Source organism: Streptomyces sp. NPDC051940 (genome assembly GCF_040680895.1).
Taxonomy (GTDB): domain Bacteria; phylum Actinomycetota; class Actinomycetes; order Streptomycetales; family Streptomycetaceae; genus Streptomyces.
Map to the genome: position 1 here is coordinate 49,050 of NZ_JBFAXR010000002.1, position 24,578 is coordinate 73,627.

The window sequence follows — 24,578 nt, forward strand, 5'->3', positions numbered from 1 at the left end:
CGCCGATCGTCCGCCCGCGGACGGCATCCGGGGGAGGGGGTAGTACCAGGGGAGGACGGGGGGATGGGACGGCGGTACGGCACGGCTACGCTGGGCGTCCGCCGTGATCGCCAGGGGGGAACATGATCGACGTCGACGGGTATCTGGCCGTGCTGGGTGTCGCCCGGCCGTCCGCGCCCAGCGCCGGGGCGCTGCACGCCCTGCACCGGGCGCAGGTGGAACGCGTCGCCTACGAGTGCCTCGACATCCACCTGGGACGGCCTACGGGCATAGGCGCCGACGAGTCCGTGGCGCGCATCGTGCGTGGGCGGGGCGGCTACTGCTTCCACCTCAACGGCGCCTTCGGCGCGCTGCTGTCGGCCCTCGGCTTCGACGTGACCCGGCACCGGGCAGGCGTGCAGTCCACCGCGGACGCTCCCGCCGGGGCCACGGGCAACCACCTCGCGCTCACCGTACGGCTCGGCGATGAGCGGTGGCTGGTGGACACCGGCCTGGGGGACGGCCTGCACGAGCCGCTGCCGCTGCGCGAAGGCAGCCACATCCAGGGGCCGTTCACGTACGGGCTGACGCACTCGGTGGCGGCCCCCGGCGGCTGGCGCCTGATCCACGACCCCCGCGGCTCGTTCACGGCCATGGACTTCGCGCCGGATCCCGTGGACCTGCCCTCCTTCACCGCGGAGCATGCCCGCCTGTCCACGTCCCCCGACTCCGGCTTCGTCCGGGTGCTGACCGCCCAGCGCCGCGACGCGAAGGGCGTGGACGTCCTGAGGGGCTGCGTCCTGCGCCGCATCGACGAGGCGGGCACCGCCGAACAGATCCTTCAGACGGCCGACGAATGGTACGCCGCACTCACCGGCCTGTTCGGGCTGGACCTCGGCGACGTCGACGCGGCCGAGCGCACGCGGCTGTGGCACAAGGTCCGCGCCGCGCACGAGGAGTGGGAGGCCGGGGGGCGGGCGTGAGGGCTGCCGCGGGTCCGGCACGGCTGGCAGCCACGCAACCCTCCGTTCAGAGGTCGCTGCGAGCCCGGCCCGAAGGCCGCCGCGCCGCGACGCGACACGGCCACACAGGCCAGGCACAGGGCGCCGCCCAGCAGGGTCAGCTCGTACGGAATGAGCCGTGCCAGCTGCGGAAGGATCATCACCACGCCGACGAACGTGCCGATCGCCGCGGGCGTGCTGCGCAGCAGCGCGCCCAGGCCCAGGCCCAGCAGCGCCGTCAGCGACAGCATCGCCGCCGCGCCTATCGCCGCCGTCTTCGTCCACAGCACCGGCAGCCGGCAGCGGCACCCGACGAAGCCCGCGGCTTCGATCGTCATGTCTTTGCCGCTAGGGACCGCGTGTGCGCCGATCGTCCGCCGGCGGACGGGATCCGGGGGAGGGGGTGTTACCCAGGGGGATACGCGGGTGGGACCAGGGTGCCGGGGCCGGGTGTGGCGGCGACCGTACTTCGTCCGAGCGAAGGTGACGCACGTTCCTGGCAAGCGCCGCACGCGTCGTTCTAGCGTGGAGGTATGACGACGAGAGTGCCCATCAGGCAGTTGCAGCAGCACGCGAGTGAGATCGCTGACCGGGTGGCAGCGGGCGAGCGTGTGGAGGTCACCCGCAACGGACGTCTGATCATGGTGCTGGTGCCGCCCGAGCCGGAGCAGCGGGTGATGGAGGACCTGGTCCGGACCGGCACCGTGGATGCCGAGAACGCCGCGGCTGCGCGCGGCCTGGCCGACTGGCAGCCGTTGGCGGCGCGGGACACACCCGCAAGGCTTTCCGACGTGCTCCTGGCGATGCGTGAGGAAGAGGAGCGTTGATCTACCTCGGCTCGTGCGCACTCGTCAAGCTGCTGCTTCCCGAGACGGAGACCCCGGCACTGCGCGCGTTCCTGTCTGCCCGCGCGGCTGAGGGCCATGCGACGTCAGCGCTGGCGCAGACCGAGATCGCCCGAACGCTGATCAGGGCCGCCGCGGACCCGGAAGTCGGCGATGCCGCCGACGAACTGCTGGACCGGGTGCTGCGGATCCGGATCACCGATCCCATCCTCCGGACGGCCGGGACGCTTCCCCTCCGTCATCTGCGCAGCCTCGACGCCATTCAACTGGCGAGCGCGGAGTACCTGGAGCACGCCCTCACTGCTTTCGTCACCTACGACCGCAGGCTCGCACGCGCCGGGCACGTGCGGGGCATGCCGGTGAAGGCCCCAGGATCCGACATCGAGTTCTGGCTCGAGAAGAACGACCAGCCGGTCTGACCGGCCGGCCTCCCTCCGTACGCCCCCGCCCGCGTGCCGGCGTCACCGCGCGTCCTCCGTCGCCGTCTGCGCCGGCGCGTCGACCACCGCCGCCACCTGCGGGCGCCGGCGTATGCCGCCGCGGCGCGACACGGCCACGCCGGCCAGGCAGAGCACGCCGCCCAGCAGGGTCAGCCAGCCGGGCACCTCGTCCAGCGCCAGCCACGACATCAGGACCACCAGCGCCGGCACCGCGTACGTCGTCGCGCCCATCTTCCCCGCCGTCGTCCGCGCCAGCGCGTACGCCCAGGTCGTGAACGCCAGCGCGGTCGGGAAGATCCCGAGGTAGAGCATGTTCAGCGTCGCGGAGGCGGGCGCCTCGCCCAGCTCCGACGCCAGCTGCCCCGCGAACGGCAGGCACAGCACCGCGCCCACCATGCAGCCGTACGCCGTCACCTGCAGCGGCGACGCGTACCGCAGCGCCGGCTTCTGCCCCACGACCCCCGCCGCGTACGTCGCCGCCGCGACGAGGCACAGCACCACCCCGAGCACCGACGACGAACCGCCGTCCGACATCGACAGCCCCACGACCACCGCCCCCGCGAACGACACCCCCATCCCGGCCATCAGCATCGGCGGGAAGCCCTCCTTGAGCAGCCAGCCGCCCAGCAGCGCGATCAGGATCGGCCCGACGTTCACCACCAGCGCCGCCGTGCCCGCGTCGACCTTCTGCTCACCCCAGTTCAGGGCCACCATGTACACCCCGAACCACAGCGCCCCCGACACCGCGATCCCCGGCCACGCCGCGCGCGGCGGCAGCCCCTCCCGGCGTATGAGCAGCAGCAGCCCCAGCGCCACCGACCCCGCGAGCAGCCGGCCCAGGGCGAGCGCCCCCGGGCTGTAGTGCGCGCCCGCGTCGCGGATCGACACGAAGGCCGAAGCCCACAGCACGACCGTGACCGACGCGGCGGCCATCGCCGTCCGGTCCGCACCTCTGACACCTGATCCGTCCACCATGTGAGCCACCGTATCCGCTGCCTCTGACAAGCCCGAACGCTTTGTTACGGTGGCCTGCGTGACCGAGAACCCCGCGGCCCTGGACGGGCTGGACGACGACGGCGTACGGGCCGAGCTGATCCGGCTGCGCGACAGCATCGACAACATCGACGCCGCCGTCATCCACATGCTCGCGGAGCGCTTCAAGGCCACACAGCAGGTCGGCCGGCTCAAGGCCGCGCACCGGCTGCCGCCCGCCGACCCCGCCCGCGAGGCGCGGCAGATCGAACGGCTGCGGGAGCTCGCGGCGAACGCGAAGCTGGATCCGGCGTTCGCGGAGAAGTTCCTCAACTTCATCATCGCCGAGGTGATCCGCCACCACGAGACGATCGCCAGCGGCGGGGAAGCGCCCGCGGCGCGGGCCTGAGCGTCGGTTTCGTGGCGGTATAGCAGGAATTGGCGGGTCGCGGGCCGGTGTTCACCGGTTCCACCCGTTTCCTCCACAACCGGAAGCAACTCGGGCCCCGTCTCCTCCCGTACAGAGCCACCACCCGGTGGATCCGAGGAGAGGAAGACCCATGAACGCACGCATCCGCCGCATCGCCGCCGCCCTCGCCGTCCCCACCGCGGCGGCCGCCGCCCTGGCCTTCACGCCCACATGGACCGGCTCGGGCACCGCCCAGGCGTGGTCCGGCCCGGGCGTAGCCCCGACGTGGACCGGCCCCGGCGTCGTACAGGCGTGGGCGGGCCCGGGCGTCGCACCGACGTGGACCGGCCCCGGCGTCGTACAGGCGTGGGCGGGCCCCGGCGTAGCCCCCACCTGGACCGGCCCCGGCGTCGTATCCGTGTGACCGCGACCCGCCGACACCGGGCCCGGCCACCTCGTCCGACCAGGCTCGGGGACCCCCCTGCGCACGCCGCCGCGCATGAGGCAGCATGTCCCCATGCCCGCACTGACGCGCGACGAAGCGCAGACCAGAGCTCAGCTCCTCGACGTCCAGCACTACACCATCGACCTGGACCTCACCCCCCACGCAAGCGGCGAGGAGGTCTTCGGCTCCACGACCGTGATCCGGTTCACCGCGCGGGAGGCCGCCGACACCTTCGTCGAGCTGAAGCCCCACACCCTGCGCCGCGCGCGGCTCGACGGCACCGAACTCGACCCCGCCGCCCTGGACGACAACCGCCTCCCCCTCACCCTCACCGAGGGCGAGCACGAACTGCGCGTCGAGGCCGACATGGCCTACTCGCACACCGGCGAGGGCATGCACCGCTTCACCGACCCCGCCGACGGCGAGGTGTACCTCTACACCCAGCTCTTCCTCGACGACGTCCAGCGCGTCTACGCCGCCTTCGACCAGCCCGACCTGAAGGCCGTCTTCGACGTCACCGTCACCGCCCCCGAGGCGTGGACCGTCCTCGGCAACGGCATCGCGACCCGCGCCGGCGAACCCGGCCGCTGGACGATCGCCACCACCCCGGTGATCTCCACCTACCTCGTCGCCGTCGCCGCCGGCCCCTGGCACTCGCTCTCCCGCGAGCACGCCGGGCTCCCCTTCGGCATCCACTGCCGCCAGTCCCTCGCGCCGCACCTCGACCGCGACGCCGACGAGATCTTCGGCATCACGACCGACTGCTTCGACCGCTACCACGAGAAGTTCGAGGAGCCCTACCCCTTCGACTCCTACGACCAGGCGTTCGTCCCCGAGTTCAACGCCGGCGCCATGGAGAACCCGGGCCTGGTCACCTTCCGCGACGAGTTCGTCTACCGCTCCGCCGTCACCGACACCGAGCGCCAGGTCCGCGCCATGGTCATCGCGCACGAGATGGCCCACATGTGGTTCGGCGACCTGGTCACCCTCAAGTGGTGGGACGACATCTGGCTGAACGAGTCCTTCGCCGAGTACATGGGCTACCAGACCCTCACCGAGTGCACCCGCTTCACCGAGACGTGGACGGACTTCGCCATCGGCCGCAAGGGCTGGGGCTACGACGCCGACCAGCGCCCCTCCACCCACCCCGTCGCCCCCGACGACGTCCCCGACGGCGACGCCGCCCTGCTCAACTTCGACGGCATCTCCTACGCCAAGGGCGCCAGCGCCCTGCGCCAGCTCGTCGCCTGGCTCGGCGAGAAGGACTTCCTCGCCGGCATCAACGACCACTTCGCCCGGCACAAGTTCGCCAACGCCACCCTCGCCGACTTCATCGACTCCATGGCCCGCGCCTCCGGCCGCGACGTCCCCGCCTGGGCGGACGACTGGCTGCGCACGACGGGAGTGGACACCCTCACCCCCGACGTCCAGGAGTCCGGCGGCTTCTGGTCCCTCGCCGTCCGCCACGAGGGCTCGCGCCCGCACCACATCGCCGTCGCCGCGTACGACAACACCGACGACGGGCTGACCCTGCGCGAACGCTTCACCGAGGAGATCCCGCAGCCCCGCGGGGCGCAGAAGGCCCACCCGGGCAGCCGCCCCTCGCTGGTGCTGCTCAACGACGGCGACCTCACCTACGCCAAGATCCGCCTGGACGCCGAGTCCTGGGAGACCGTCCAGCGCTCCCTGTCGAAGCTGCCCGACGCCCTGTCCCGCGCCGTGGTGTGGAACGCCGCCCGCGACATGGTCCGCGACGGCGAACTGCCGCCCGCCGCCTACCTCGAGGCCGCCGCCTCCCAGCTGCCGCACGAGAGCGACCTCGCCGTCATCCAGGGCGTCCTCGCCTTCGCCCGCACCCAGGTCGCCGACCGCTACCTGCCGCCCGCCGACCGCGACGCCGCGCTGCGCACCCTCGGCGCCCTCGCCGCCGCCCTGCTCGCCCGCACGGACGACAACGCCGACCCGGGCCTGCGCCTCACCGCCGTACGCACCCTCATCGACTGCGCCGTCGAACCCGGCGAGCTGACCGCGTGGCTCGAAGCCGGCACCGTCCCCGGCGGCCCGGAACTCGACCCCGAACTGCGCTGGCGCGCCCTTCAGCGGCTGTCGGTCCTCGGCGCCGTCACCCCCGCGCGGATCGACGCCGAACTCGCCGCCGACCCCAGCGCCACCGGCCAGGAGGGCGCAGCCCGCTGCCGCGCCGCGCTGCCGTCCGCCGAGGCCAAGGCCGAAGCGTGGGAGGCCATGTTCGGCGAGGCGGACGCCCTGTCGAACTACCTGTTCACCGCCACCGCCCAGGGCTTCTGGCAGCCCGAGCAGGAAGAGCTCGTACGGGCCTACGTGCCGCGCTACTTCACCGACGCCGCCGCCCTCGGCGAACGCCGCGGCCCCGCCATGGCCGACGCCGCCGGCCGTTACGCCTTCCCCGCGCTCGTCGCCGACGCCGACGCCCTGCGCACCGGGGACGAGGCCCTGGCCGGCGACGGCCTCATCCCGGCCCTGCGCCGCAGGCTCGTCGACCAGCTCGACGACCTCCGCCGCGCGCTGCGGGTGCGCGAAGCCCAGCGGTAGAGGCGCGCGGTTCGCGGGGAGGCCGTGCCGCCCCGCGAACCGCACACCGTCCCACGTACGGGCGAACTCTGTCGCACAGGCGCATAGATCGCCCGAACCGCAAGTAAGTTGGGCCCTCCCGATCCTCCGGAGGAGCCCGCATGTCCGCACACGATCCCGGGGCCGCCGCGCTCGCAGGCGGCCCCGCAGGTCCGCGTGCCCTGCGGCCCCTCACCGACACCGCCCTCGACGCCCTCGCCGACGGCGCCCGCGAACGGGGCGGCCCGCTGCCCGCCGGCGGACCCGAGACCGTCGCCCGGCAGCTGCGCGACGCGGTCGGCACCCTGCTGCCGTACCGGGGCGAAGGCGCCCACGCCGCCCTGCGCACCCTCACCACCGCGCTCGCCGCCGGCGCCGCCGACCCCGCCGAACCCCACTGCGCCGCCCATCTGCACACCCCGCCGCTCGCCCTCGCCGCCGCGGCGGAGCTGGCCGCCGCGGCGCTCAACCCCTCCCTCGACTCGTGGGACCAGGCGCCCGCGGCCACCGAGCTGGAGGCACTCCTCGCCCGGACGCTCGCCGCCGAGATCCACCCCGGCGCCGACGCCGACGCCCTGTTCACCACCGGCGGCACCGAGGCCAACCAGCTCGCGCTGCTCCTCGCCCGCGAACACCTCGGCCCCGGCGCGCACCTCGTGTGCGGCGCCAACGCCCACCACAGCATCACGCGCAGCGCCTGGCTCCTCGGCATGCGCACCCCCACCGTGCTGCCCACCCCCGACGGCGTGCTCGACCCCGCCGCCGTCGACGCCGTGCTGGCCCTGACCGGCGGCCCCGCCCTCGTCGTCGCCACCGCCGGCACCACCGACACCGGCGCCATCGACCCGCTGCCCGCGCTCGCCGCCGTCAGCGCCGAGCGCGGCGCCCGGCTGCACATCGACGCCGCCTACGCCGGACCGCTGCGCCTCGCACCCCGGCTGGCCCACCTCGTCGAAGGACTCGAACAGGCCCACACCGTCACCCTCGACCTGCACAAACTCGGCTGGCAGCCCGCCGCCGCCGGCATCCTCGCCGTACGCGACCGCGCCGACCTCGCCCCGCTCGACTGGCGCGCCGACTACCTCAACGCCGCCGACGACACCGACGCCGGACTGCCCGACCTCCTCGGCCGCTCCCTGCGCACCACCCGCCGCCCCGACGCGTTCAAGATCGCCGTCACCCTCAAGGCACTCGGCCGCGCCGGCCTCGCCGAACTCATCGAGGCCACCGTCGCCGCCGCCCACCACCTCGCCGCCCTCGTCGACGACGACCCCGAACTCGAGCTGTACGCCCAGCCCACCCTCACCACGGTGCTCTTCCGGCCCGTACGAGCCGACGACGAGGACGTCGCCGCGATCCGCCGCGAACTCATCACCGACGGCCGCGCCGTCCTCGGCCGCGCCCCAGCCGCCGGCCGCCTCTGGCTCAAAGCCACCCTGCTCAACCCCCACATCACCCCCGGAGCGCTGGACGACCTGCTCACCCTCGTACGGGACCGGGCCACGGCCCGCACCGCCGGAGCAACCCGAACCGACGAGCAGCCCCGTACCGTCCACACGCCCCGAGCCAAGGAAGGCAGCCCCACCCGATGACCCCCACGCACGACCGGCCCCTCGACCTCGTCGGCATCGGCATCGGGCCCTTCAACCTCTCCCTCGCCGCCCTCGCCCACGGCATCGACGGCCTCACCACCGCCTTCTACGACCAGCGCCCCCGCTTCAGCTGGCACCCCGGGCTCCTCATGGACGGCACCACCCTCCAAGTGCCCTTCCTCGCCGACCTCGTCACCCTCGCCGACCCCACCAGCCCCTGGACCTTCCTCAACTACCTCCGCAGCCGCGACCGCCTCTTCCCCTTCTACTTCGCCGAACGGCTGCACACCCACCGCGCCGAGTTCGACGCGTACTGCCGCTGGGTCAGCGAACAGCTCCCCGGCCTCCACTTCGGCCACCAGGCCGACGCCGTCCGCTGGAACGCCGAACAAGGGCTCTTCGAAGCCGACTTCACCCAGCTCGACGAGTACGGCGAGGCCGAGGCCCTCGGCCGCGTCAGCGCCCGCAACCTCGTCCTCGGCATCGGCACCGAACCCTGGATCCCCGAACCCCTGCGCCCCCTGGCCGCCGCCCCCGCCCTCCCCGTCATCCACTCCGCCGACTACCTCACCCACCGCGAACGCCTCCTCGGCTGCGAGCACATCACCGTCATCGGCTCCGGCCAGTCCGGCGCCGAGGTCTTCCTCGACCTGCTGCGCGCCCGCCCCGCCGGCGCCGAGAAACTCCACTGGCTCGCCCGCACCCCCGCCTTCGCGCCCATGGAATACAGCAAACTCGGCCTCGAACACTTCACCCCCGACTACATCCGCTACTTCCACGCCCTCCCCGAAGGCGTCCGCGACGACCTCGTCCCCCACCAGTGGCAGCTCTACAAGGGCATCGACCACGACACCATCCACGCCATCCACGACGAGCTGTACCGCCGCACCATGGACGGCGGCTGGCCCGACGCCGTCCTCACCCCCGGCGTCACCGTCCGCACCGCCGGCCGGATCGGCGCCGGGAAGATCGAACTCCATCTGGAGCACCAGCAGCAGTCACACCGCGACCGCCTCCAGACTGACGCCGTCGTCCTCGCCACCGGCTACCGCGAACGCCCCCTCGACCAGCTCCTCGACTCCCTGGAGCCCCTGCTCCACCGCGACAGCGCCGGCCGCCCGCACATCGACGCCGACCACCGCGTCGTCCTCGACCCCGCCGTCACCGGCGGCATCTACGTCCAGAACGCCGAACGCCACACCCACGGCGTCGGCACCCCCGACCTGGGGCTCGCCGCCCACCGCAGCGCCCACATCCTCAACCACGTCACCGGCACCCCGCACTACCCGCTGCCCACCCGGACCGCGTTCACCACCTTCGGCCTCAAACGGCCCGAACGCGGCGCCCCGCGCACACCGGCGGCACAGGCGGCGCGATGAATTCCCGCCGGCCCGCACCTGCTCAATCGAGCACGCCTCTGCACGTTTTACTGTTTGTCAATACCCTTTCATGCAAATGTCGTTGGGCAGTAGACCGTCCACAGTTCTCTACCGGCGGGTAAGTCATAGAGTCGAATCCATGCGCCGAGCGAAAATCGTCTGCACCCTGGGGCCCGCCACCGACTCGTACGACCAGATCAAGGCACTGGTCGAAGCCGGAATGGACGTAGCCCGCCTCAACCTCAGCCACGGCTCCTACGCCGACCACGAGGAACGCTACGCGCACGTGCGCAAAGCATCGGACGAGACCGGACGCAGCGTCGGCATCCTCGCCGACCTTCAAGGCCCGAAGATCCGCCTCGGCACCTTCCGCGAAGGCCCTGTACTTCTCGAACGCGGCGACGAATTCACCATCACCGTCGACGAGGTCGAAGGCGACCGCGCCGTCTGCGGTACGACGTACAAGGGACTCGCCGCCGACGTGACCCGCGGCGAGCGCATCCTCGTCGACGACGGCCGCGTCACCCTCGAAGTCACCTCCGTCGACGGCCCCCGCGTCCACACCATGGTCATCGAAGGCGGCATGGTCTCGGACAACAAGGGGCTGAACCTCCCCGGCGTCTCCGTCTCCGTCCCCGCCCTCTCCGAGAAGGACCAGGAAGACCTCCGCTGGGCCCTGCGCACCGGCGTCGACATCATCGCCCTGTCCTTCGTACGCAACGCCACGGACATCCGCGACGTCCACCGCATCATGGACGAGGAAGGCCGCCGCCTCCCCGTCATCGCGAAGATCGAGAAACCCCAGGCGGTCGACAACCTCGAAGGCATCGTCGACGCCTTCGACGGCCTCATGGTCGCCCGCGGCGACCTCGGCGTCGAAATGCCGCTCGAACAGGTCCCCATCGTCCAGAAGCGCGCCGTCAAACTCGCCAAGCGCAACGCCAAACCCGTCATCGTCGCCACCCAGATGCTCGACTCGATGATCGACGCCTCCCGCCCCACCCGCGCCGAGGCCTCCGACGTCGCCAACGCCGTCATGGACGGCACCGACGCCGTGATGCTCTCCGGCGAGACCAGCGTCGGCAAGTACCCCGTCCAGACGGTCAAGACCATGAGCCGCATCGTCGAAGCCGCCGAGGAAGACCTCCTCGCCAAGGGCCTCCCGCCCCTCACCGAGCGCAGCAAACCCCGCACCCAGGGCGGCGCCGTCGCCCGCGCCGCCGCCGAGATCGGGGACTTCCTCCACGCCAAGTACCTCGTCGCCTTCACCCACTCCGGCGACACCGTGCGACGCCTCAGCCGCTACCGCTCCCCGATTCCCGTACTCGCCTTCACCCCCATCCACGCCACCCGCTCCCAGCTCAACCTGACCTGGGGAGTCGAGACCTTCCTCGGCCCCATGGTCCAGACGACCGACGAAATGGTCGCCCAGGTCGACGAACAGCTGCTCCGCATCGGACGCTGCCGCAAGGGCGACGTCGTCGTCATCACCGCCGGCTCCCCGCCCGGCGTACCCGGCTCCACCAACCTCGTCCGCGTCCACCACATCGGCGAGGACGACAGCCCCCACTGAGCCCACCCGCCCCTGCGCCGCCGGACGGCGCGGGGGCACCGCATGCCCCGCTCCGATACCGTGGCCCGCGATGAACCGCCTCAGCACCCCCCACGGCTCCCTCGACCTCACCCGGTACCCACCGGACCCCCGCGACCCCCTGCGGGCATGGGACGCGGCAGACGAATACCTGCTGCGCTACCTCGGCGGCGACACCCCCGAGGACGTCACCGGACCGGCCGGCGCCGCCTACCGCCCGCGCCTCCCCGCCGACCTGCACGGGCAGCGCGTCGTCATCCTCGGCGACCGGTGGGGCGCCCTCACCGCCTCCCTGGCCGCGTACGCCCCCACCCAGATCAGCGACAGCCGGCTCACGCAGCAGGCCACGCGCGCGAACCTCGACCGCAACGGCCTGACGGCCGACCCCGTGCGCCTCCTCACCACCCAGGAACCGCCCCCCGACCGCATCGACGTCCTCCTCGTCCGCGTACCCAAGAGCCTCGCGCTCCTCGAGGACCAGCTCCACCGCCTCGCCCCCGCCCTCCACGCGTCCTCCGTGGTCATCGGCACCGGCATGGTCAAGGAGATCCACACCTCCACGCTCACCCTCTTCGAGCAGCTCGTCGGGCCCACCCGCACCACCCTCGCCACCAAGAAGGCGCGCCTGATCCTCACCACCCCCGACCCCGCGCCCGCCCGCCCCGCGAACCCCTGGCCGCACACCTACACCCTCCCGACCGACCTCGGCCCACCCCTCGCCGGCCGCCCCGTCGTCAACCACGCGGGCGTCTTCTGCCCCGACCGCCTCGACATCGGCACGCGCTTCCTCCTCACCCACCTCCCGGCCCGCACCGGACCGGACCGGGTCATCGACCTCGGCTGCGGCAACGGCGTCGTCGGTACGGCGGCGGCGCTCGCGAACCCCGACGCGTCCGTCGTCTTCACCGACGAGTCGTACCAGGCCGTCGCCTCGGCGGAGGCGACGTTCCGGGCCAGCGCCCCGGCCGGCGCGAAGGCGGAGTTCGTGGTCGGCGACGCCCTCGCCGACGCCCCGCCCGCCTCGGCGGACCTCATCCTCAACAACCCCCCGTTCCACACCCACCAGGCCACGACGGACCGCACGGCGCTCCGCATGTTCCAGGACGCCCACCGCGCCCTCCGCCCCGGCGGCGAACTCCTGGTCGTCGGCAACCGCCACCTCGGCTACCACGTCACCCTGAAACGGATCTTCGGCGCCTGCACGGTGGTCGCGTCCAACCCGAAGTTCGTGATCCTCCGGGCGGTGAAGCGGTAGCGCTCCGCCGTACGTCAGTACTTCGGGCCGACGTGGGCGTCCATGAGGGCGACGGAGGCGCGCTTGGCGACGGAGACGTTCTGCGCGTCGCGGCGCTGGTTCGCGGGCTTCCACTCGACGCCGACTCTGTCGAGGGCGTCGGTGAAGAGACGGATGATGTCGTCGGACGTGTTGGTGAAGAAGTACCGCGGATACTCGTACCGCTTCCGCACCCCGGCCACGGTGCGGGTGGCCCAGTTGGTGATGCGGCAGCCGTCGGAGTGGACGAGCCCCCGGATGAAGGCCCAGGGGTGGGCGTCGACGATCTTCCGCTGCCACGGCGCGAGTTCGATGCGACGCTCGTGCTTACGGCCGGGGCCGTGCTGCGGGAACAGGCACGTCCAGTGGTGGCCGTAGCTCGTGACCATGACGTCGCCGGGCCGCTCGACGATGTACGACGTCCTGTCGGGGCATACCGCGGTGATGGCTCGCCTGCACTCGTCGATGAGCCCGGGCCACGACTTGGTGCACGCGATGCGCAGATACGTCCCGGTCCCGCGCGGAGCCTGGCTGATGCAGCCATCGCCCAGATAGAGGCCGAGCAGGTAGGAGTACGGCGCCTCGGCGAGTTCGCGATGGTCCGGCGCGCATATCGGGCACGGCTCCGAAACGAGACGTGGAAGCGGTGTGATGCGCTTCTGCCAACTGCGCAGGCACCAGCGCGAGATCCCGGTCTGCTTGCTTACCGCGTTGAGGCTGCGCCCCTGGGCGACCAGGGCAAGGGCGTGCTTGCGCGTCTCGAGGTCGTACATGGGATCGAGCCTGGCGCACAGTCAGCCAGAACAGGCCCGGGGCGTCCGGCGATCACTGGAAGGCATGAAGATCGCTAAGCGTTGCCGACCTTAAAATCGAAGGTCCTGTACCCCGAGTGGGATTCGAACCCACGCTGGATGGTGTTTGAGACCATTGCCTCTACCGCTGGGCTACCGGGGCATCCTTCGAACCGAAGGTAAGCGGTGATCCGCCGTGCCTCAAACATACAGGAGATAGGTAGGCTCATGGGTACCCACCTGCTTTGACCCCGAGGAGCGCACCCCGTGAGCCCCGCCGACGCACCCGATGAGATCACCCCCGAGGCCGCTGCCGCCGCTGAGAGCGAGGCGCGGGTCGACGCGACCGCGACGCGTGTCGTCATCGCCGAGGACGAGGCCCTGATCCGGCTCGACCTGAAGGAGATGCTGGAGGAGGAGGGCTACACCGTCGTGGGGGAGGCCGGGGACGGCGAGACGGCGGTGAAGCTCGCCGAGGAGCACCGGCCGGATCTGGTGATCCTGGACGTGAAGATGCCCGTGCTGGACGGTATCTCCGCCGCGGAGCGGATCTGCGGGGAGAGCATCGCCCCGGTGCTGATGCTGACGGCGTTCTCGCAGCGCGAGCTGGTGGAGCGGGCGCGGGACGCGGGCGCGATGGCGTATCTGGTGAAGCCGTTCAGCAAGAGCGACGTGGTGCCGGCGATCGAGATGGCCGTGTCCCGCTACACGCAGCTGAAGCAGCTGGAGGCGGAGGTCGAGGACCTCACGCAGCGGCTGGAGACGCGCAAGCTGGTGGACCGGGCGAAGAGCATCCTGCAGACGCAGTACGGGCTGACGGAGCCGGCGGCGTTCCGCTGGATCCAGAAGACGTCGATGGACCGCCGGCTGTCGATGCGCGAGGTGGCGGAGGCGGTCATCGAGGACGACTCGGAGAAGCGGGCGAAGAAGAAGTAGGGGGCGGGTGCGGGCCGTCGTGACGGGCCCGCGTCTGCCGCAGGACGAAGAGGCCGTCCGCTCCACGCAGTCGTGGGGCGGACGGCCTCTCGTCGTGGAGGAACGGCCGGATCAGTCCTCGCCGAGGTACGCCTTGCGTACGTCGTCGTTGTGCAGGAGGTCCTCACCGGTGCCGGAGAGGACGACCTTGCCGACCTCCATCACGTGTCCCTGGTCGGCCAGGGAGAGCGCGGCCTGGGCGTTCTGCTCGACGAGCAGGATCGTCGTGCCCTGGGACTTCAGCTCGGCGATCGTGGACATGATCTTCTGCATCATGATCGGGGAGAGGCCCATGGAGGGCTCGTCGAGCATGAGCAGCTTGGGCCGGGACATCAGCGCCCGCCCCATGGCGAGCATCTGCTGCTCGCCGCCGGAGAGGGTGCCGGCGGCCTGCTTGCGACGTTCGCCCAGGATGGGGAAGAGGTCGTAGGCGCGCTGGATGTCCTTGGTGATGCCCTCTTTGTCGTTCCGGAGGAACGCGCCGAGCTGGAGGTTCTCCTCGATGGACAGCCGCGGGAAGATGCGGCGGCCTTCGGGGGAGTGGGCCAGGCCCATGGCGACGATCTTGTGTGCTTCGACGTCGTTGAGCGGTTTGCCGTCGAAGAAGATCTTGCCGCCGGAGGGCTTGAGGAGGCCGGAGAGGGTGCGCAGGGTCGTCGTCTTGCCGGCGCCGTTGGTGCCGATGAGGGTGACGACCTGGCCGGCTTCGACGCTGAACGAGATGCCCTTGACGGCCTCGATCTTGCCGTAGGAGACGCGCAGGTCCTGGACCTCGAGCAGTGCGGTCACCGGTCCTCCTCCATGGTGCTGGTGGTGCTGTCGGCCGGTGCGGACGCCACGGCGTCCTCCGCGGCCTGGACCTCGGCGGCTTCGGCTTCGCCGGGGGCGCCTTCGAAGGGGGTGCCGAGGTAGGCGGCGATGACGCGCTCGTCGTTCTGGACGACTTCCGCGTTGCCTTCGATCAGCTTCTCGCCCTGTACGAGGACCGCGACGCGGTCGCAGAGGTTGAAGATGAAGCGCATGTCGTGCTCGATGACGAGTACGGCGATGCCCTGGTCGCGGATGGCGAAGACCAGTTCCTGGGTGGCCTGGGTCTCCTGCGGGTTCATGCCGGCGGTGGGCTCGTCGAGGAGCAGCAGGCCGGGTTCGCTGGCGAGTGCCCGGGCGATCTCCAGCTTGCGCTGTTCGCCGTAGGGCAGGTTGCGGGCGAGGTGGTCGCGCTTGTGGGCGAGACCGATGAACTCGAGGAGTTCCATGGCCCGTTCCTCGGAGGCGGTCTCCGCCTTCTTGAAGCCGGGGCCGCGCAGCAGGGCCGACCAGAGGCCTTCCTTGGTGCGGGTGTGCCGTCCGACGAGCACGTTCTCCAGAACGGTCATGTTGGCGAAGAGCCGGATGTTCTGGAAGGTGCGGGCGATGCCGGCGTCGGTGACCTTGTGCGGCTTGGGCGGCAGCACCTGGTCGCGGAACTTCACCGTGCCCTCGGTGGGGACGTACAGGCCGGTGAGGCAGTTGAAGAAGGTGGTCTTGCCGGCGCCGTTGGGGCCGATGAGACCGACGATCTCGTTCTGTCCGACCGTGAAGTTCACGTTGCGTACGGCGGTGAGTCCGCCGAAGCGCATGGTGACGCCGGTGGCTTCGAGCAGGGCGGTGCCGGTGCGCTGGGCCGGGATCGTGTCGGTGGTCATGTGTTACGCCTCCACCTTGGTCAGGATCGCGGCGTCCTTGGGGACGTCCAGCTGGCCGGTGTCGTGGAACTCGAGCTGCTTGCGCCGGTCGGCGACGAGGCCCTCGGGGCGGAAGCGCATCAGCAGGACGAGCGCGAGGCCGAAGAGGAGCAGCTGCCAGTCGTTGAGGAAGGTCAGCTTCGCCGGGATGAGGAACAGCAGGGAGGCGCCGATGATGGGGCCGCTGACCGTTCCCATGCCGCCGAGGATGACCGCGGCCAGCAGGAACGCGGAGTTCGGGGGCACGGTGTTGGCGAACAGGTACTGCTCGGGTGTCACCGTCGTCGTCACGTGGGCCTGCACGGTGCCGGCGAGGCCGGCGAGTGAGGCGCCGAGGGCGAAGGCGAGCAGCTTCAGGCGGAAGGTGTTGATGCCCATCGCGGTGGCTGCGGTCTCGTCCTCGCGGATGGCGACCCAGGCGCGTCCGATGCGGGATTCGCTGGAGCGGCGGAAGACCAGGACGACGATCAGGGTCACGAACAGCATCAGCAGGAAGTAGCTGCCGAAGCGGTTGATCGTGGCGAAGCCGAGGTCGTGGGACTCTCCGAAGTTCCAGCCGAACAGTTCGAGTTCGGGGATGTTGGAGATACCCGCGGAGCCGTTGGTGACGTTGGGGCCCGAGGTGCCGTTGAGGTTCTGCATGACGAGCCGGAAGATCTCACCGAAGCCGAGCGTCACGATGGCGAGGTAGTCGCCGCGCAGCCGCAGGGTGGGGGCGCCGATCACGACGCCGAAGACCAGTGAGACCGCGGCGCCGGTGAGCATGGCGGCCCAGAAGGGGAACCGGACGCCGATGCTGGACGCGGCGGAGCCGGAGACCAGGGCGGCGGTGTAGGCGCCGACACCGAGGAACGCGACGTAACCGAGGTCGAGCAGGCCGGCGAGGCCGACGACCACGTTCAGGCCGAGTGCCACCGTCGCGAAGATGAGGATGTTGGTCGCGACGGAGGTGTAGGCGTCGTTCTCCTGGGTGACGGGGAACGCCGCCGCGGCGACGAAGGCCGCGGTGAAGGTGACGTTGCGGTGCTTGAGCGTGAGGGTCTTCAGCCGCCCGATGAGTCCGGCCCGGTTGAGGCCGACGAAGGCGAAGGCGACGAGGATCAGGAAGCCGACGAAGTCCTCGGCGGTCTCCGTGTCGATGCCGTAGGTGAAGACGTACAGACCGATGCCGAACGCCACGACGATGGCGAGGATCTCACGCCAGGCCGGGGCACCCTCGACGGCCGCGACGGGGCGGGTGACGTGGCCGAGCCGCAGCCAGTGGAGCAGGGCGCGGACGGCGACGGCTCCGGCGCCGATGGCGACGCTCTGGACCAGGTCCATGGTGGTGAACGTGGCCCAGTCCTCGGGCATGAGCATCACGCCGACGAGGAACGCGCCGCCGCCGAGCTTGCCGGCGGCCGCCCAGTCCCACGGGTCGGTCTCCCTGCGGTCCACGGGGAGTCCGAGTGCGCCGGCGAGCGCGGCGAGCGCGCCGACGCCGGCGACGAAGCCGCCCGGCTCCAGGTTGACCAGGCCGCCGGTGTCGACGGCGATGGCGATGAGGGTGTACCAGACGGCGCCGAAGGTGCCCATGGCCAGGTAGAGGACGGCGTTCTCGGCGCTGGCGGGTGCCAGCCAGCCGGTGCCGCGTACGCCCAGGGCGGCCGCGGCGTACAGCAGGGTGAGGACGCCTCCGGCCAGCGCGATGAGCTGCAAGCCGGCGGGGCTGCCGTAGTAGGTGAGGTCGCCGGGGAACTCGGAGGTCCAGGTCCAGGCGAGGAAGGTGCTGATGATCGTGACGAGCGCGCCGGCCGCGGTGAGCAGGGCCGCGCCCTTGGCCGGGAGCCTCAGCACGGGGGACGTGGCGGGGGTGGTGTCAAGTGCCATGGTTCATCACGCCCGATCCGCGACTCGTTCGCCGAGCAGACCCTGTGGTCTGAACAGCAGGACGAGGATGAGGAGGCTGAAGGCCCAGACGTCCTTCCAGCCGCTGCCGAACTGCTCCATGCCGGGGATCTGGTCGATGTAGCCGGTGGCGAGCGCTTCGGCGAGGCCCAGGACGATGCCGCCGAGCATGGCGCCGTAGATGTTGCCGATGCCGCCGAGGACCGCCGCGGTGAAGGCCTTGAGCCCCATGAGGAAGCCCATGCGGTAGCCGATCTGGCCGTTCTTCAGGGCGTAGGCGACGGCCGCGATGGCCGCGAACGCAGCACCGATGGCGAAGGCCATGACGATGATGCGGTTGGTGTTGATGCCCATCAGCTTGGCGGTGTCGGGGTCCTGCGAGGTGGCCTGCATGCCGCGGCCGGTGCGCGTCTTGTTGACGAACCAGCCGAGGGCGATCATGCACAGCGGGGCGGCGATCAGGACGAAGATGTCGCCGCGCTGGATGGTGGCACCGGCTATGTCGAAGGGCTCCCCGTGGAACTGGGGGAAGGGGACGTCCTTCTTGGCGGCCGGGTACTTCATCCAGATGAGGTACTGGAGTGCGAGGGAGAGGCCGATTGCGGTGATGAGGGGTGCGAGCTTCGGCGCGTTGCGCAGTGGTCTGTAGGCGAATCGCTCTGCTGCGACGCCTGCTCCTACCGAGCACAGGACACCGAAGAGGATCATGAGTGGCAGAGCCAACATGAGCGAGGTGCCCTCGGGCAGGAAGTATGCGTAGACCGTGAAGGCTCCGAAGCCTCCGATCATGAAGATCTCGCCGTGGGCGAAGTTGATCAGCTGGACAATGCCGTAGACCATCGTGTACCCGATCGCGATGAGTCCATACAACGCGCCGAGGATGAGTCCGTTGGCCAGCTGCTGCGGCAGTTCGTTCACCGCATGGCCTCCGTGGGGGTGGGACGGAAATGGTGCCTTTTATGAGTCCGCGCGAGGGCGCTGATGGCGCCCTCGCGCGGCCGTTGGTGTTTCTCTACGTCAGCGAGGTCCGTACGGATTACTCCGCGAACTTGCCGCTCTTGACGTCCTTCCACTCGCCGCCTTCGACCTTGTAGACCGTCAGCGCCTTGTTGGTGGTGTCACCGAACTCGTCGAAGGAGACCTGGCCGGTGACGCCGGCGAAGTTGACCTGGCTCATGGCGGCCATGACCTGGGCGCGGGCGTCGGACGGGACCTTGCCGTCCTTCACGACGGCCTTGACGGCCTGGATGATCGCCCAGGCGGAGTCGTAGGAGTAGCCGCCGTACGCCTCGTAGGCCTCCTTGTAGCCGCCGGCCGCGTAGTTGGCGACGAACTGCTTGGCGGTGTCGATCTTCGCGACCGGCTCCCCGACGGAGGTGGCGAGGTCGCCCTCGGCCTTCTTGTTCAGCTTGATGAAGTCGCCGGAGAAGATTCCGTCGCCGCCCATCAGCGGGATGTTGACGCCGGCGTCCTTGAGCTGCTGGCTGAAGGGGCCGGCCGCCGGGTACTCGCCGCCGTAGTAGACCGCGTCGGCGCCCTTGCTCTTGACCTTGGTGACGATGGAGTTGAAGTCACGGTCGTCGGGGTTGACGTGGTCCGTGCCGACGATGGTGCCGCCGAGCTTGGTGAACTCCTCGGAGAAGGTCTTCGCCAGGCCCTTGCCGTACGTCTTCTGGTCGTCGACGACGTAGACGTTCTTGACGCCGGCGTCCTGGAACATGTAGCGCGCGGCGAAGGGGCCCTGGATGGCGTCGGTGGTGGCGGTGCGGAAGTACGAGTCGAACTGCCGCTTCTTGTCGCCGGCGGCCCAGTTCGGGCCCTGGGTCAGCTCGGGCGCGGTGTTCGCGGGCGAGACCTGGACCAGCTTGGCGGCGTTGAAGACGCTCTGCATCGACTGGGAGACGCTGGAGTTCAGCGGGCCCACGACGCCGAGGACGTCCTTGTTGGCGACGAGCTTGGTCGCGTTCTGCTGGCCCTCGCTCGGGGTGGCCTTGTCGTCGAAGGAGACGATCTTGAACTCGACGCCGGGGACCTCGTTGTTCTTGTTCGCCGTCTTCGCGGCGAGGTCCACGGAGTTCTTGATGCCGAGGCCCAGCGCGGACAGGTCGCCCGTCAGCGGCGCGTCGACGCCGATGAGGACGGTGGTCTTCTTGCCGTCGCTGCCGCCCTTGTCGCCGCCGTCGTCGTCGCGCGATCCGCAAGCGGTGAGGGTGAGTGCCCCCGTGGTGACCACGGCGGTGAGTATCAGTACGGAACGGTGACGCACGATCAATCCTTTCCCCTGGAACGGCCCCCCTCGGGCGGAGGGGCCGGTTCGCCAGCCGGGAGTTCCCTGGTTCGTGAGAGGTGGCTCACCCGGCTGCGGTGACTGGCCGTGAATCTAGGCGTGTGTGAGCAGATCGGGCAGGGGGGAGGCCATGATGTGACTGTCTTGTTATGGCTGGGGCGCTCCAGGCGCCCGCAGGGTGTATCAAATCGGGCAAATCGCCATCCCCTCGTGTTGTCCACATGGCGAGAAGTCCCAGTTCCGCTCAGGGGTGTGGGCCGGGGACGCTGGTTACGGGTCGCAGACGGCGTGCAGGCTCGCGGAGAGGTCCTCGGCGTAGTCGCCGCCGGGTATCCACGCCTGGGTCTCTATTGCGCGCGTGTTACGCAGCGTTACATTCAGGTAGGGCAGCCGGCCGTCCAGCGGCAGCCCGGAGCACCGCGAGACGGTCATGCGGAGCTCCACGTTCCGGGTGCCTCCGGCGGTGAACCCGGCGGGCAGTGGGGGGTTTGTGGTGATCTTGAGTTGGGCGAAATCGGGCGCCAGCCGGTCGATGCGGACCGTCGGTCCTCTGATAACGGTGATGGCGATCCGCATTCCGAAATACGGCTTGTCCGGGGTGGGTTGACTGGTCAGGCCCAGATAGTGGAAGCGGGTCGACTGGAACGGCCACGGCGCGGGCGGAGCTGCGGGCGCCGGCGGCCGGGTGGCCGCGTAGTACCCGCTCCACGCGGCGATCAGCACGAGCAGCAGCGCCCCGATCGCCGTACGCCGCAGCCGCGGGGGCAGCGTGGACCAGCGCTCGGAGACCCGGTCGCCGAGCCGGGCGCGGTCGGTTCCGATCACTTCCGGTAACGGCTGCGGCTCCGTGCCCGGAGCCGGTCCGGGCGGCGCCGTCACCGGGGCCACCCCCCGGGCGGGGCGGAGCGGCCGCCGCGGTCGGCGTACCGCCGCGCGCACTGCTCACGGATCTCGCGCTGGGCGCCGGCCAGCGCCCCCGCGCGGGCCGCGGTGTCCCCGCCGGCCCGCTCGACCTGGGCCTTCGCGGTGCGTACCGCGTTCATCAGGATGGTGTTCTGGCCGTCGGAGAGGCCCATCTGCTGGTAGTCGGCGCCGCTGCCGCCGTCGGGCGCGAGCTGGTCCTCGGCCCAGTACGTCACCAGTTCCGCGCAGATCGCCTCGGGCGGGTCGGGGCTGGGCGAGGCGGTGGCCGGCGCCGTCGTCGAGGGGCCGCCCCGGGCCGTACCGGCGTCCGCCGTGCAGGCGGTCAGCGCGGCCAGGGCGCCCAGAGCCGTCAGGGCGCCCACCGCCGCGACGAGTCCGGAGAGCGGACGATCTCTGCCCATGCCGAAACGCTAGGTCCGCGGCGCGGGGAGGACAAGAGGCGTGCGGGAGGCGGGCGTTCGGCGCCGGCCGGGGAGGTCAGCCCTGGGCGTCGCGCAGCAGGCAGGTCAGGCGCGCGGTGCAGACGCGCCGGCCCTCCTCGTCGGTGACGACGATCTCGTACGTCGCGGTGCTGCGGCCGCGGTGCAGCGGCGTCGCCGTACCGGTGACCAGGCCGGAGCGGACGCCGCGGTGGTGGGTGCAGTTCAGGTCCACGCCGACGGCGACCTTCGACGGGCCGCCGTGCAGCATCGCGCCCACCGAGCCCAGCGTCTCCGCGAGGACGGCGGAGGCCCCGCCGTGGAGCAGGCCGTAGGGCTGGGTGTTGCCCTCGACCGGCAGCGTGCCGACGACACGCTCGGCCGACGCCTCGAGGACCTTCAGCCCCATCCGCTCACCGAGATGCCCCGCGGAGAACAGCTTCTCCAGGTCCACTCCCTCCCCGGACCAGTGGTCGAGGACGGACTGCGGGAAGGACGTATGGGTCTGCTCGCCCATGTGCGGCGGCTCCGATCGGCTGGTGCGGACAGGTCGGGGTGCGGCGTGCACCCCTTCTACAGAGTGCGCCCCTCTATTGGGTGCAGTCTGCTGTGAGGTGCAGTCTGCACCTCATCCGGCCGCGGGCGCTGTGACCGTGGTCTCCAGCCGTACGACGAGGGACTTGCTCGCCGGGGTGTTGCTGGTGTCGGCGGTCGCCTGGAGCGGGACGAGGACGTTCGTCTCCGGGTAGTACGCAGCCGCGCAGCCGCGTGTGGTCGGGTAGTGCACGACGCGGAAGCCCGGGGCGCGGCGCTCGGTGCCGTCGTGCCACTCGCTGACCAGGTCCGCGTACGAGCCGTCCGCGAAGCCCAGTTCCGCCGCGTCCTGCGGGTGGACCAGGACGACCCGGCGGCCGCCCTTGATGCCGCGGTAGCGGTCGTCGAGTCCGTAGATCGTGGTGTTGTACTGGTCGTGCGAGCGCAGCGTCTGCAGCAGCAGCCGCCCCTCGGGGACGGCCGGGTACTCCAGCGGCGCCGCGGTGAAGTTGGCCTTGCCCGTGTGGGTGGGGAAGCGGCGCTCGTCGCGCGGCGCGTGCGGGAGGGTGAAGCCGCCGGGCCGTGCGATCTTCGCGTTGAAGTCCTCGAAGCCGGGGACGACCCGGGCGATCCGGTCGCGGATCGTGGCGTAGTCCCGCTCGAACTCCTCCCACGGGGTGGCGCTGGCCTCGCCGAGGACGCGGCGCGCCAGGCGGCACACGATCGCCGGCTCCGACAGCAGCGCCCCGCTCGCGGGCGCGAGCCGGCCGCGCGAGGCGTGCACCATGCCCATCGAGTCCTCGACCGTGACGACCTGCGGGCCGGCGGCCTGCACGTCCCGCTCGGTGCGGCCGAGGGTGGGCAGGATCAGGGCGCGGGCGCCGGTGACCACATGGCTGCGGTTGAGCTTCGTGGACACGTGGACCGTCAGCCGGGCGCGGCGCATCGCGTCCTCGGTGACGTCCGTGTCGGGGGAGGCGGCGACGAAGTTGCCGCCCATCGCGAAGAACACCTTCGCCCGTCCGTCGCGCAGCGCCTCGATCGAGCGGACGACGTCCAGACCGTGTTCGCGGGGCGGCGCGAAGCCGAACTCCTTCTCCAGGGCGTCCAGGAACGCCGGCGCGGGGCGCTCGAAGATGCCCATCGTGCGGTCGCCCTGGACGTTGGAGTGTCCGCGCACCGGGCAGACGCCGGCGCCGGGGCGGCCGACGTTGCCGCGCAGCAGCAGGAAGCTGACGACCTCGCGGATGGTGGGCACCGCGTGCTTGTGCTGGGTCAGGCCCATCGCCCAGCACACGATGATCCGGTCGGCGGCCAGCACCATGGCGTGCGCCTGCTCGATCTGCTCGCGGGTCAGGCCCGTCGCGCGTTCGGCCTCGGCCCAGTCCAGGGCGCGGGCCGTCTCGGCGTACTCCTCGAAGCCGTGGGTGTGGGTCCGTACGAACTCCTCGTCGACGGCTCCCTCGGTGGCCAGCACGAGATGGCTGAGCGCCCGGAACAGGGCCTGGTCGCCGCCGATGCGCAGCTGGAGGAAGAGGTCGGTGAGCGGGGTGCCGGAGCCGACCAGTCCGCGGACCTCCTGCGGGTTCCTGAAGCGGACCATGCCCGCCTCGGGCAGCGGGTTCACCGTGATGATCCGCGCCCCGTTGGCCTTGGCCTCCTCCAGCGCCGAGAGCATCCGGGGGTGGTTGGTGCCGGGGTTCTGCCCGGCGACGATGATCAGGTCCGCCTGGTGGAGGTCGTCGAGCAGCACGCTGCCCTTGCCGACGCCGAGGGTCTCGGTGAGGGCCGAGCCGGACGACTCGTGGCACATGTTGGAGCAGTCGGGGAGGTTGTTCGTGCCGAACTCGCGGGCGAAGAGCTGGTAGAGGAACGCCGCCTCGTTGCTGGTGCGGCCGGAGGTGTAGAAGAGCGCCTCGTCGGGGGAGTCGAGGGCCGTCAGCTCCTGTGCGATCAGGTCGAAGGCGCGCTCCCAGGAGACGGGTTCGTACGCCGTGGCGCCCGCGGCCAGGTACATCGGCTCCGTGAGGCGTCCCTGCTGCCCGAGCCAGTAGCCGCTGCGGTCCGCCAGCTCCGCGACCGGGTGCTCCTTGAAGAACGCCGGCGTGACGCGGCGCAGCGTCGCCTCCTCGGCGACGGCCTTCGCGCCGTTCTCGCAGAACTCCGCCGTGTGCCGCTTCTCGCCCTCCGGCCAGGCGCAGCCGGGGCAGTCGAAGCCGTCCTTCTGGTTCACCCGCAGCAGGGTGAGCGCGGTGCGCTTCAGCCCCATCTGGGCCTGCGCCATCCTCAGGGTGTGCCCGACGGCCGGCAGTCCGGCGGCGGCGTCCTTCGGGCCGGTGACCTCCGGTGCGTCCTGGGCGGGATCGCTGTGCGGCGCGTGGCGGGCCATGGGTGTCACCTCGGTACGTGGGGGGCGCACGGCGGTGTGCGCGTGGTGCGCCTTCGATCCTGCCACGGGCGTGCGGAGGGCGACGCGCCGGGCGGGCACACCTCGCGTACCCGTCTCCGCGCCGCCGGGCGTG

General features: G+C 71.2%; 22 protein-coding genes and 1 tRNA gene. 11 read left to right on the forward strand and 12 right to left on the reverse strand.

The annotated features are described in order from the left end of the window. The first annotated feature begins 122 nt into the window (after positions 1–122). The 3 genes from AB0M28_RS01355 (at position 123) to AB0M28_RS01365 (ending at position 2,244) form a co-directional block, all read left to right on the forward strand. On the forward strand, positions 123–962 hold the full coding sequence (locus AB0M28_RS01355; protein ID WP_365395784.1) for an arylamine N-acetyltransferase: 840 nt from the start codon (positions 123–125) through the stop codon (positions 960–962). Between the two features lie 551 nt (positions 963–1,513). Beyond that, complete coding sequence (locus AB0M28_RS01360) at positions 1,514–1,807, forward strand: type II toxin-antitoxin system prevent-host-death family antitoxin (protein ID WP_365395787.1); 294 nt, start codon at positions 1,514–1,516, stop codon at positions 1,805–1,807. Then, positions 1,804–2,244 carry a type II toxin-antitoxin system VapC family toxin gene (locus tag AB0M28_RS01365; RefSeq protein ID WP_365395790.1) on the forward strand — a complete coding sequence of 147 codons (441 nt, stop codon included), beginning with the start codon at positions 1,804–1,806 and terminating at the stop codon, positions 2,242–2,244. Before AB0M28_RS01360 ends, AB0M28_RS01365 begins: the two co-directional genes overlap by 4 nt. Positions 2,245–2,286: 42 nt before the next feature. Here AB0M28_RS01365 and AB0M28_RS01370 read toward each other — a convergent pair whose 3' ends face one another. Beyond that, entirely contained in the window at positions 2,287–3,198 is a 912-nt protein-coding gene (locus tag AB0M28_RS01370) for an EamA family transporter (protein ID WP_365396172.1), read from the reverse strand. 100 nt (positions 3,199–3,298) lie between these two features. Here AB0M28_RS01370 and AB0M28_RS01375 point away from each other — a divergent pair, with 100 nt between their 5' ends. From AB0M28_RS01375 to AB0M28_RS01405, 7 genes are all read left to right on the forward strand, one after another. Beyond that, positions 3,299–3,646: a chorismate mutase gene (locus tag AB0M28_RS01375; protein ID WP_365395793.1), complete on the forward strand. Its 348-nt coding sequence runs from the start codon at positions 3,299–3,301 to the stop codon at positions 3,644–3,646. A 151-nt stretch (positions 3,647–3,797) separates the two neighbouring features. After that, positions 3,798–4,070 carry a hypothetical protein gene (locus AB0M28_RS01380; protein WP_365395796.1) on the forward strand — a complete coding sequence of 91 codons (273 nt, stop codon included), beginning with the start codon at positions 3,798–3,800 and terminating at the stop codon, positions 4,068–4,070. 93 nt (positions 4,071–4,163) lie between these two features. After that, the gene (gene pepN, locus AB0M28_RS01385; protein WP_365395799.1) at positions 4,164–6,662 is read left to right on the forward strand and encodes an aminopeptidase N; all 2,499 of its coding nucleotides are present in this window, start codon (positions 4,164–4,166) and stop codon (positions 6,660–6,662) included. A gap of 140 nt (positions 6,663–6,802) precedes the next feature. Then, positions 6,803–8,272 (forward strand): aminotransferase class V-fold PLP-dependent enzyme, encoded by a 1,470-nt coding sequence (locus tag AB0M28_RS01390; protein ID WP_365395801.1) that lies wholly within the window; start codon positions 6,803–6,805, stop codon positions 8,270–8,272. Further along, complete coding sequence (locus AB0M28_RS01395; protein WP_365395804.1) at positions 8,269–9,651, forward strand: SidA/IucD/PvdA family monooxygenase; 1,383 nt, start codon at positions 8,269–8,271, stop codon at positions 9,649–9,651. The genes AB0M28_RS01390 and AB0M28_RS01395 overlap by 4 nt, the downstream gene beginning before the upstream one ends. A gap of 139 nt (positions 9,652–9,790) precedes the next feature. Further along, the gene (pyk, locus tag AB0M28_RS01400) at positions 9,791–11,224 is read left to right on the forward strand and encodes a pyruvate kinase (RefSeq protein WP_365395807.1); all 1,434 of its coding nucleotides are present in this window, start codon (positions 9,791–9,793) and stop codon (positions 11,222–11,224) included. A gap of 70 nt (positions 11,225–11,294) precedes the next feature. Further along, positions 11,295–12,497, forward strand: a complete 1,203-nt coding sequence (locus tag AB0M28_RS01405) for a methyltransferase (RefSeq protein ID WP_365395810.1) — start codon at positions 11,295–11,297, stop codon at positions 12,495–12,497. Positions 12,498–12,511: 14 nt separating this feature from the next. Here AB0M28_RS01405 and AB0M28_RS01410 read toward each other — a convergent pair whose 3' ends face one another. Both AB0M28_RS01410 and AB0M28_RS01415 read right to left on the reverse strand, forming a co-directional pair. Beyond that, positions 12,512–13,288, reverse strand: coding sequence for a transcriptional regulator (locus AB0M28_RS01410; protein ID WP_365395813.1), 777 nt, complete (start codon positions 13,286–13,288; stop codon positions 12,512–12,514). A gap of 108 nt (positions 13,289–13,396) precedes the next feature. Further along, a tRNA-Leu gene (locus AB0M28_RS01415) sits at positions 13,397–13,469 on the reverse strand. 131 nt (positions 13,470–13,600) lie between these two features. Between AB0M28_RS01415 and AB0M28_RS01420 the strand changes: the two genes are divergently transcribed. Then, the gene (locus AB0M28_RS01420; protein ID WP_365396175.1) at positions 13,601–14,242 is read left to right on the forward strand and encodes a response regulator; all 642 of its coding nucleotides are present in this window, start codon (positions 13,601–13,603) and stop codon (positions 14,240–14,242) included. Positions 14,243–14,353: 111 nt separating this feature from the next. Here AB0M28_RS01420 and AB0M28_RS01425 read toward each other — a convergent pair whose 3' ends face one another. From AB0M28_RS01425 to AB0M28_RS01465, 9 genes are all read right to left on the reverse strand, one after another. Next, positions 14,354–15,070, reverse strand: a complete 717-nt coding sequence (locus AB0M28_RS01425; RefSeq protein WP_365395816.1) for an ABC transporter ATP-binding protein — start codon at positions 15,068–15,070, stop codon at positions 14,354–14,356. Continuing rightward, positions 15,067–15,966 carry an ABC transporter ATP-binding protein gene (locus AB0M28_RS01430; protein WP_365395819.1) on the reverse strand — a complete coding sequence of 300 codons (900 nt, stop codon included), beginning with the start codon at positions 15,964–15,966 and terminating at the stop codon, positions 15,067–15,069. Before AB0M28_RS01430 ends, AB0M28_RS01425 begins: the two co-directional genes overlap by 4 nt. Positions 15,967–15,969: 3 nt before the next feature. Then, entirely contained in the window at positions 15,970–17,874 is a 1,905-nt protein-coding gene (locus AB0M28_RS01435) for a branched-chain amino acid ABC transporter permease (RefSeq protein ID WP_365395822.1), read from the reverse strand. A 6-nt stretch (positions 17,875–17,880) separates the two neighbouring features. After that, positions 17,881–18,810, reverse strand: a complete 930-nt coding sequence (locus tag AB0M28_RS01440) for a branched-chain amino acid ABC transporter permease (RefSeq protein WP_365395825.1) — start codon at positions 18,808–18,810, stop codon at positions 17,881–17,883. Positions 18,811–18,928: 118 nt separating this feature from the next. After that, on the reverse strand, positions 18,929–20,158 hold the full coding sequence (locus AB0M28_RS01445) for a branched-chain amino acid ABC transporter substrate-binding protein (RefSeq protein WP_365395828.1): 1,230 nt from the start codon (positions 20,156–20,158) through the stop codon (positions 18,929–18,931). A gap of 291 nt (positions 20,159–20,449) precedes the next feature. Beyond that, positions 20,450–21,004, reverse strand: a complete 555-nt coding sequence (locus AB0M28_RS01450; RefSeq protein ID WP_365395831.1) for a hypothetical protein — start codon at positions 21,002–21,004, stop codon at positions 20,450–20,452. A 50-nt stretch (positions 21,005–21,054) separates the two neighbouring features. Then, positions 21,055–21,504 (reverse strand): hypothetical protein, encoded by a 450-nt coding sequence (locus tag AB0M28_RS01455; protein ID WP_365395834.1) that lies wholly within the window; start codon positions 21,502–21,504, stop codon positions 21,055–21,057. Between the two features lie 76 nt (positions 21,505–21,580). Beyond that, complete coding sequence (locus AB0M28_RS01460; protein ID WP_365395837.1) at positions 21,581–22,039, reverse strand: hotdog fold thioesterase; 459 nt, start codon at positions 22,037–22,039, stop codon at positions 21,581–21,583. Positions 22,040–22,150: 111 nt separating this feature from the next. Then, on the reverse strand, positions 22,151–24,445 hold the full coding sequence (locus tag AB0M28_RS01465) for an FdhF/YdeP family oxidoreductase (protein WP_365395840.1): 2,295 nt from the start codon (positions 24,443–24,445) through the stop codon (positions 22,151–22,153). Between the last annotated feature and the right edge of the window lie 133 nt (positions 24,446–24,578).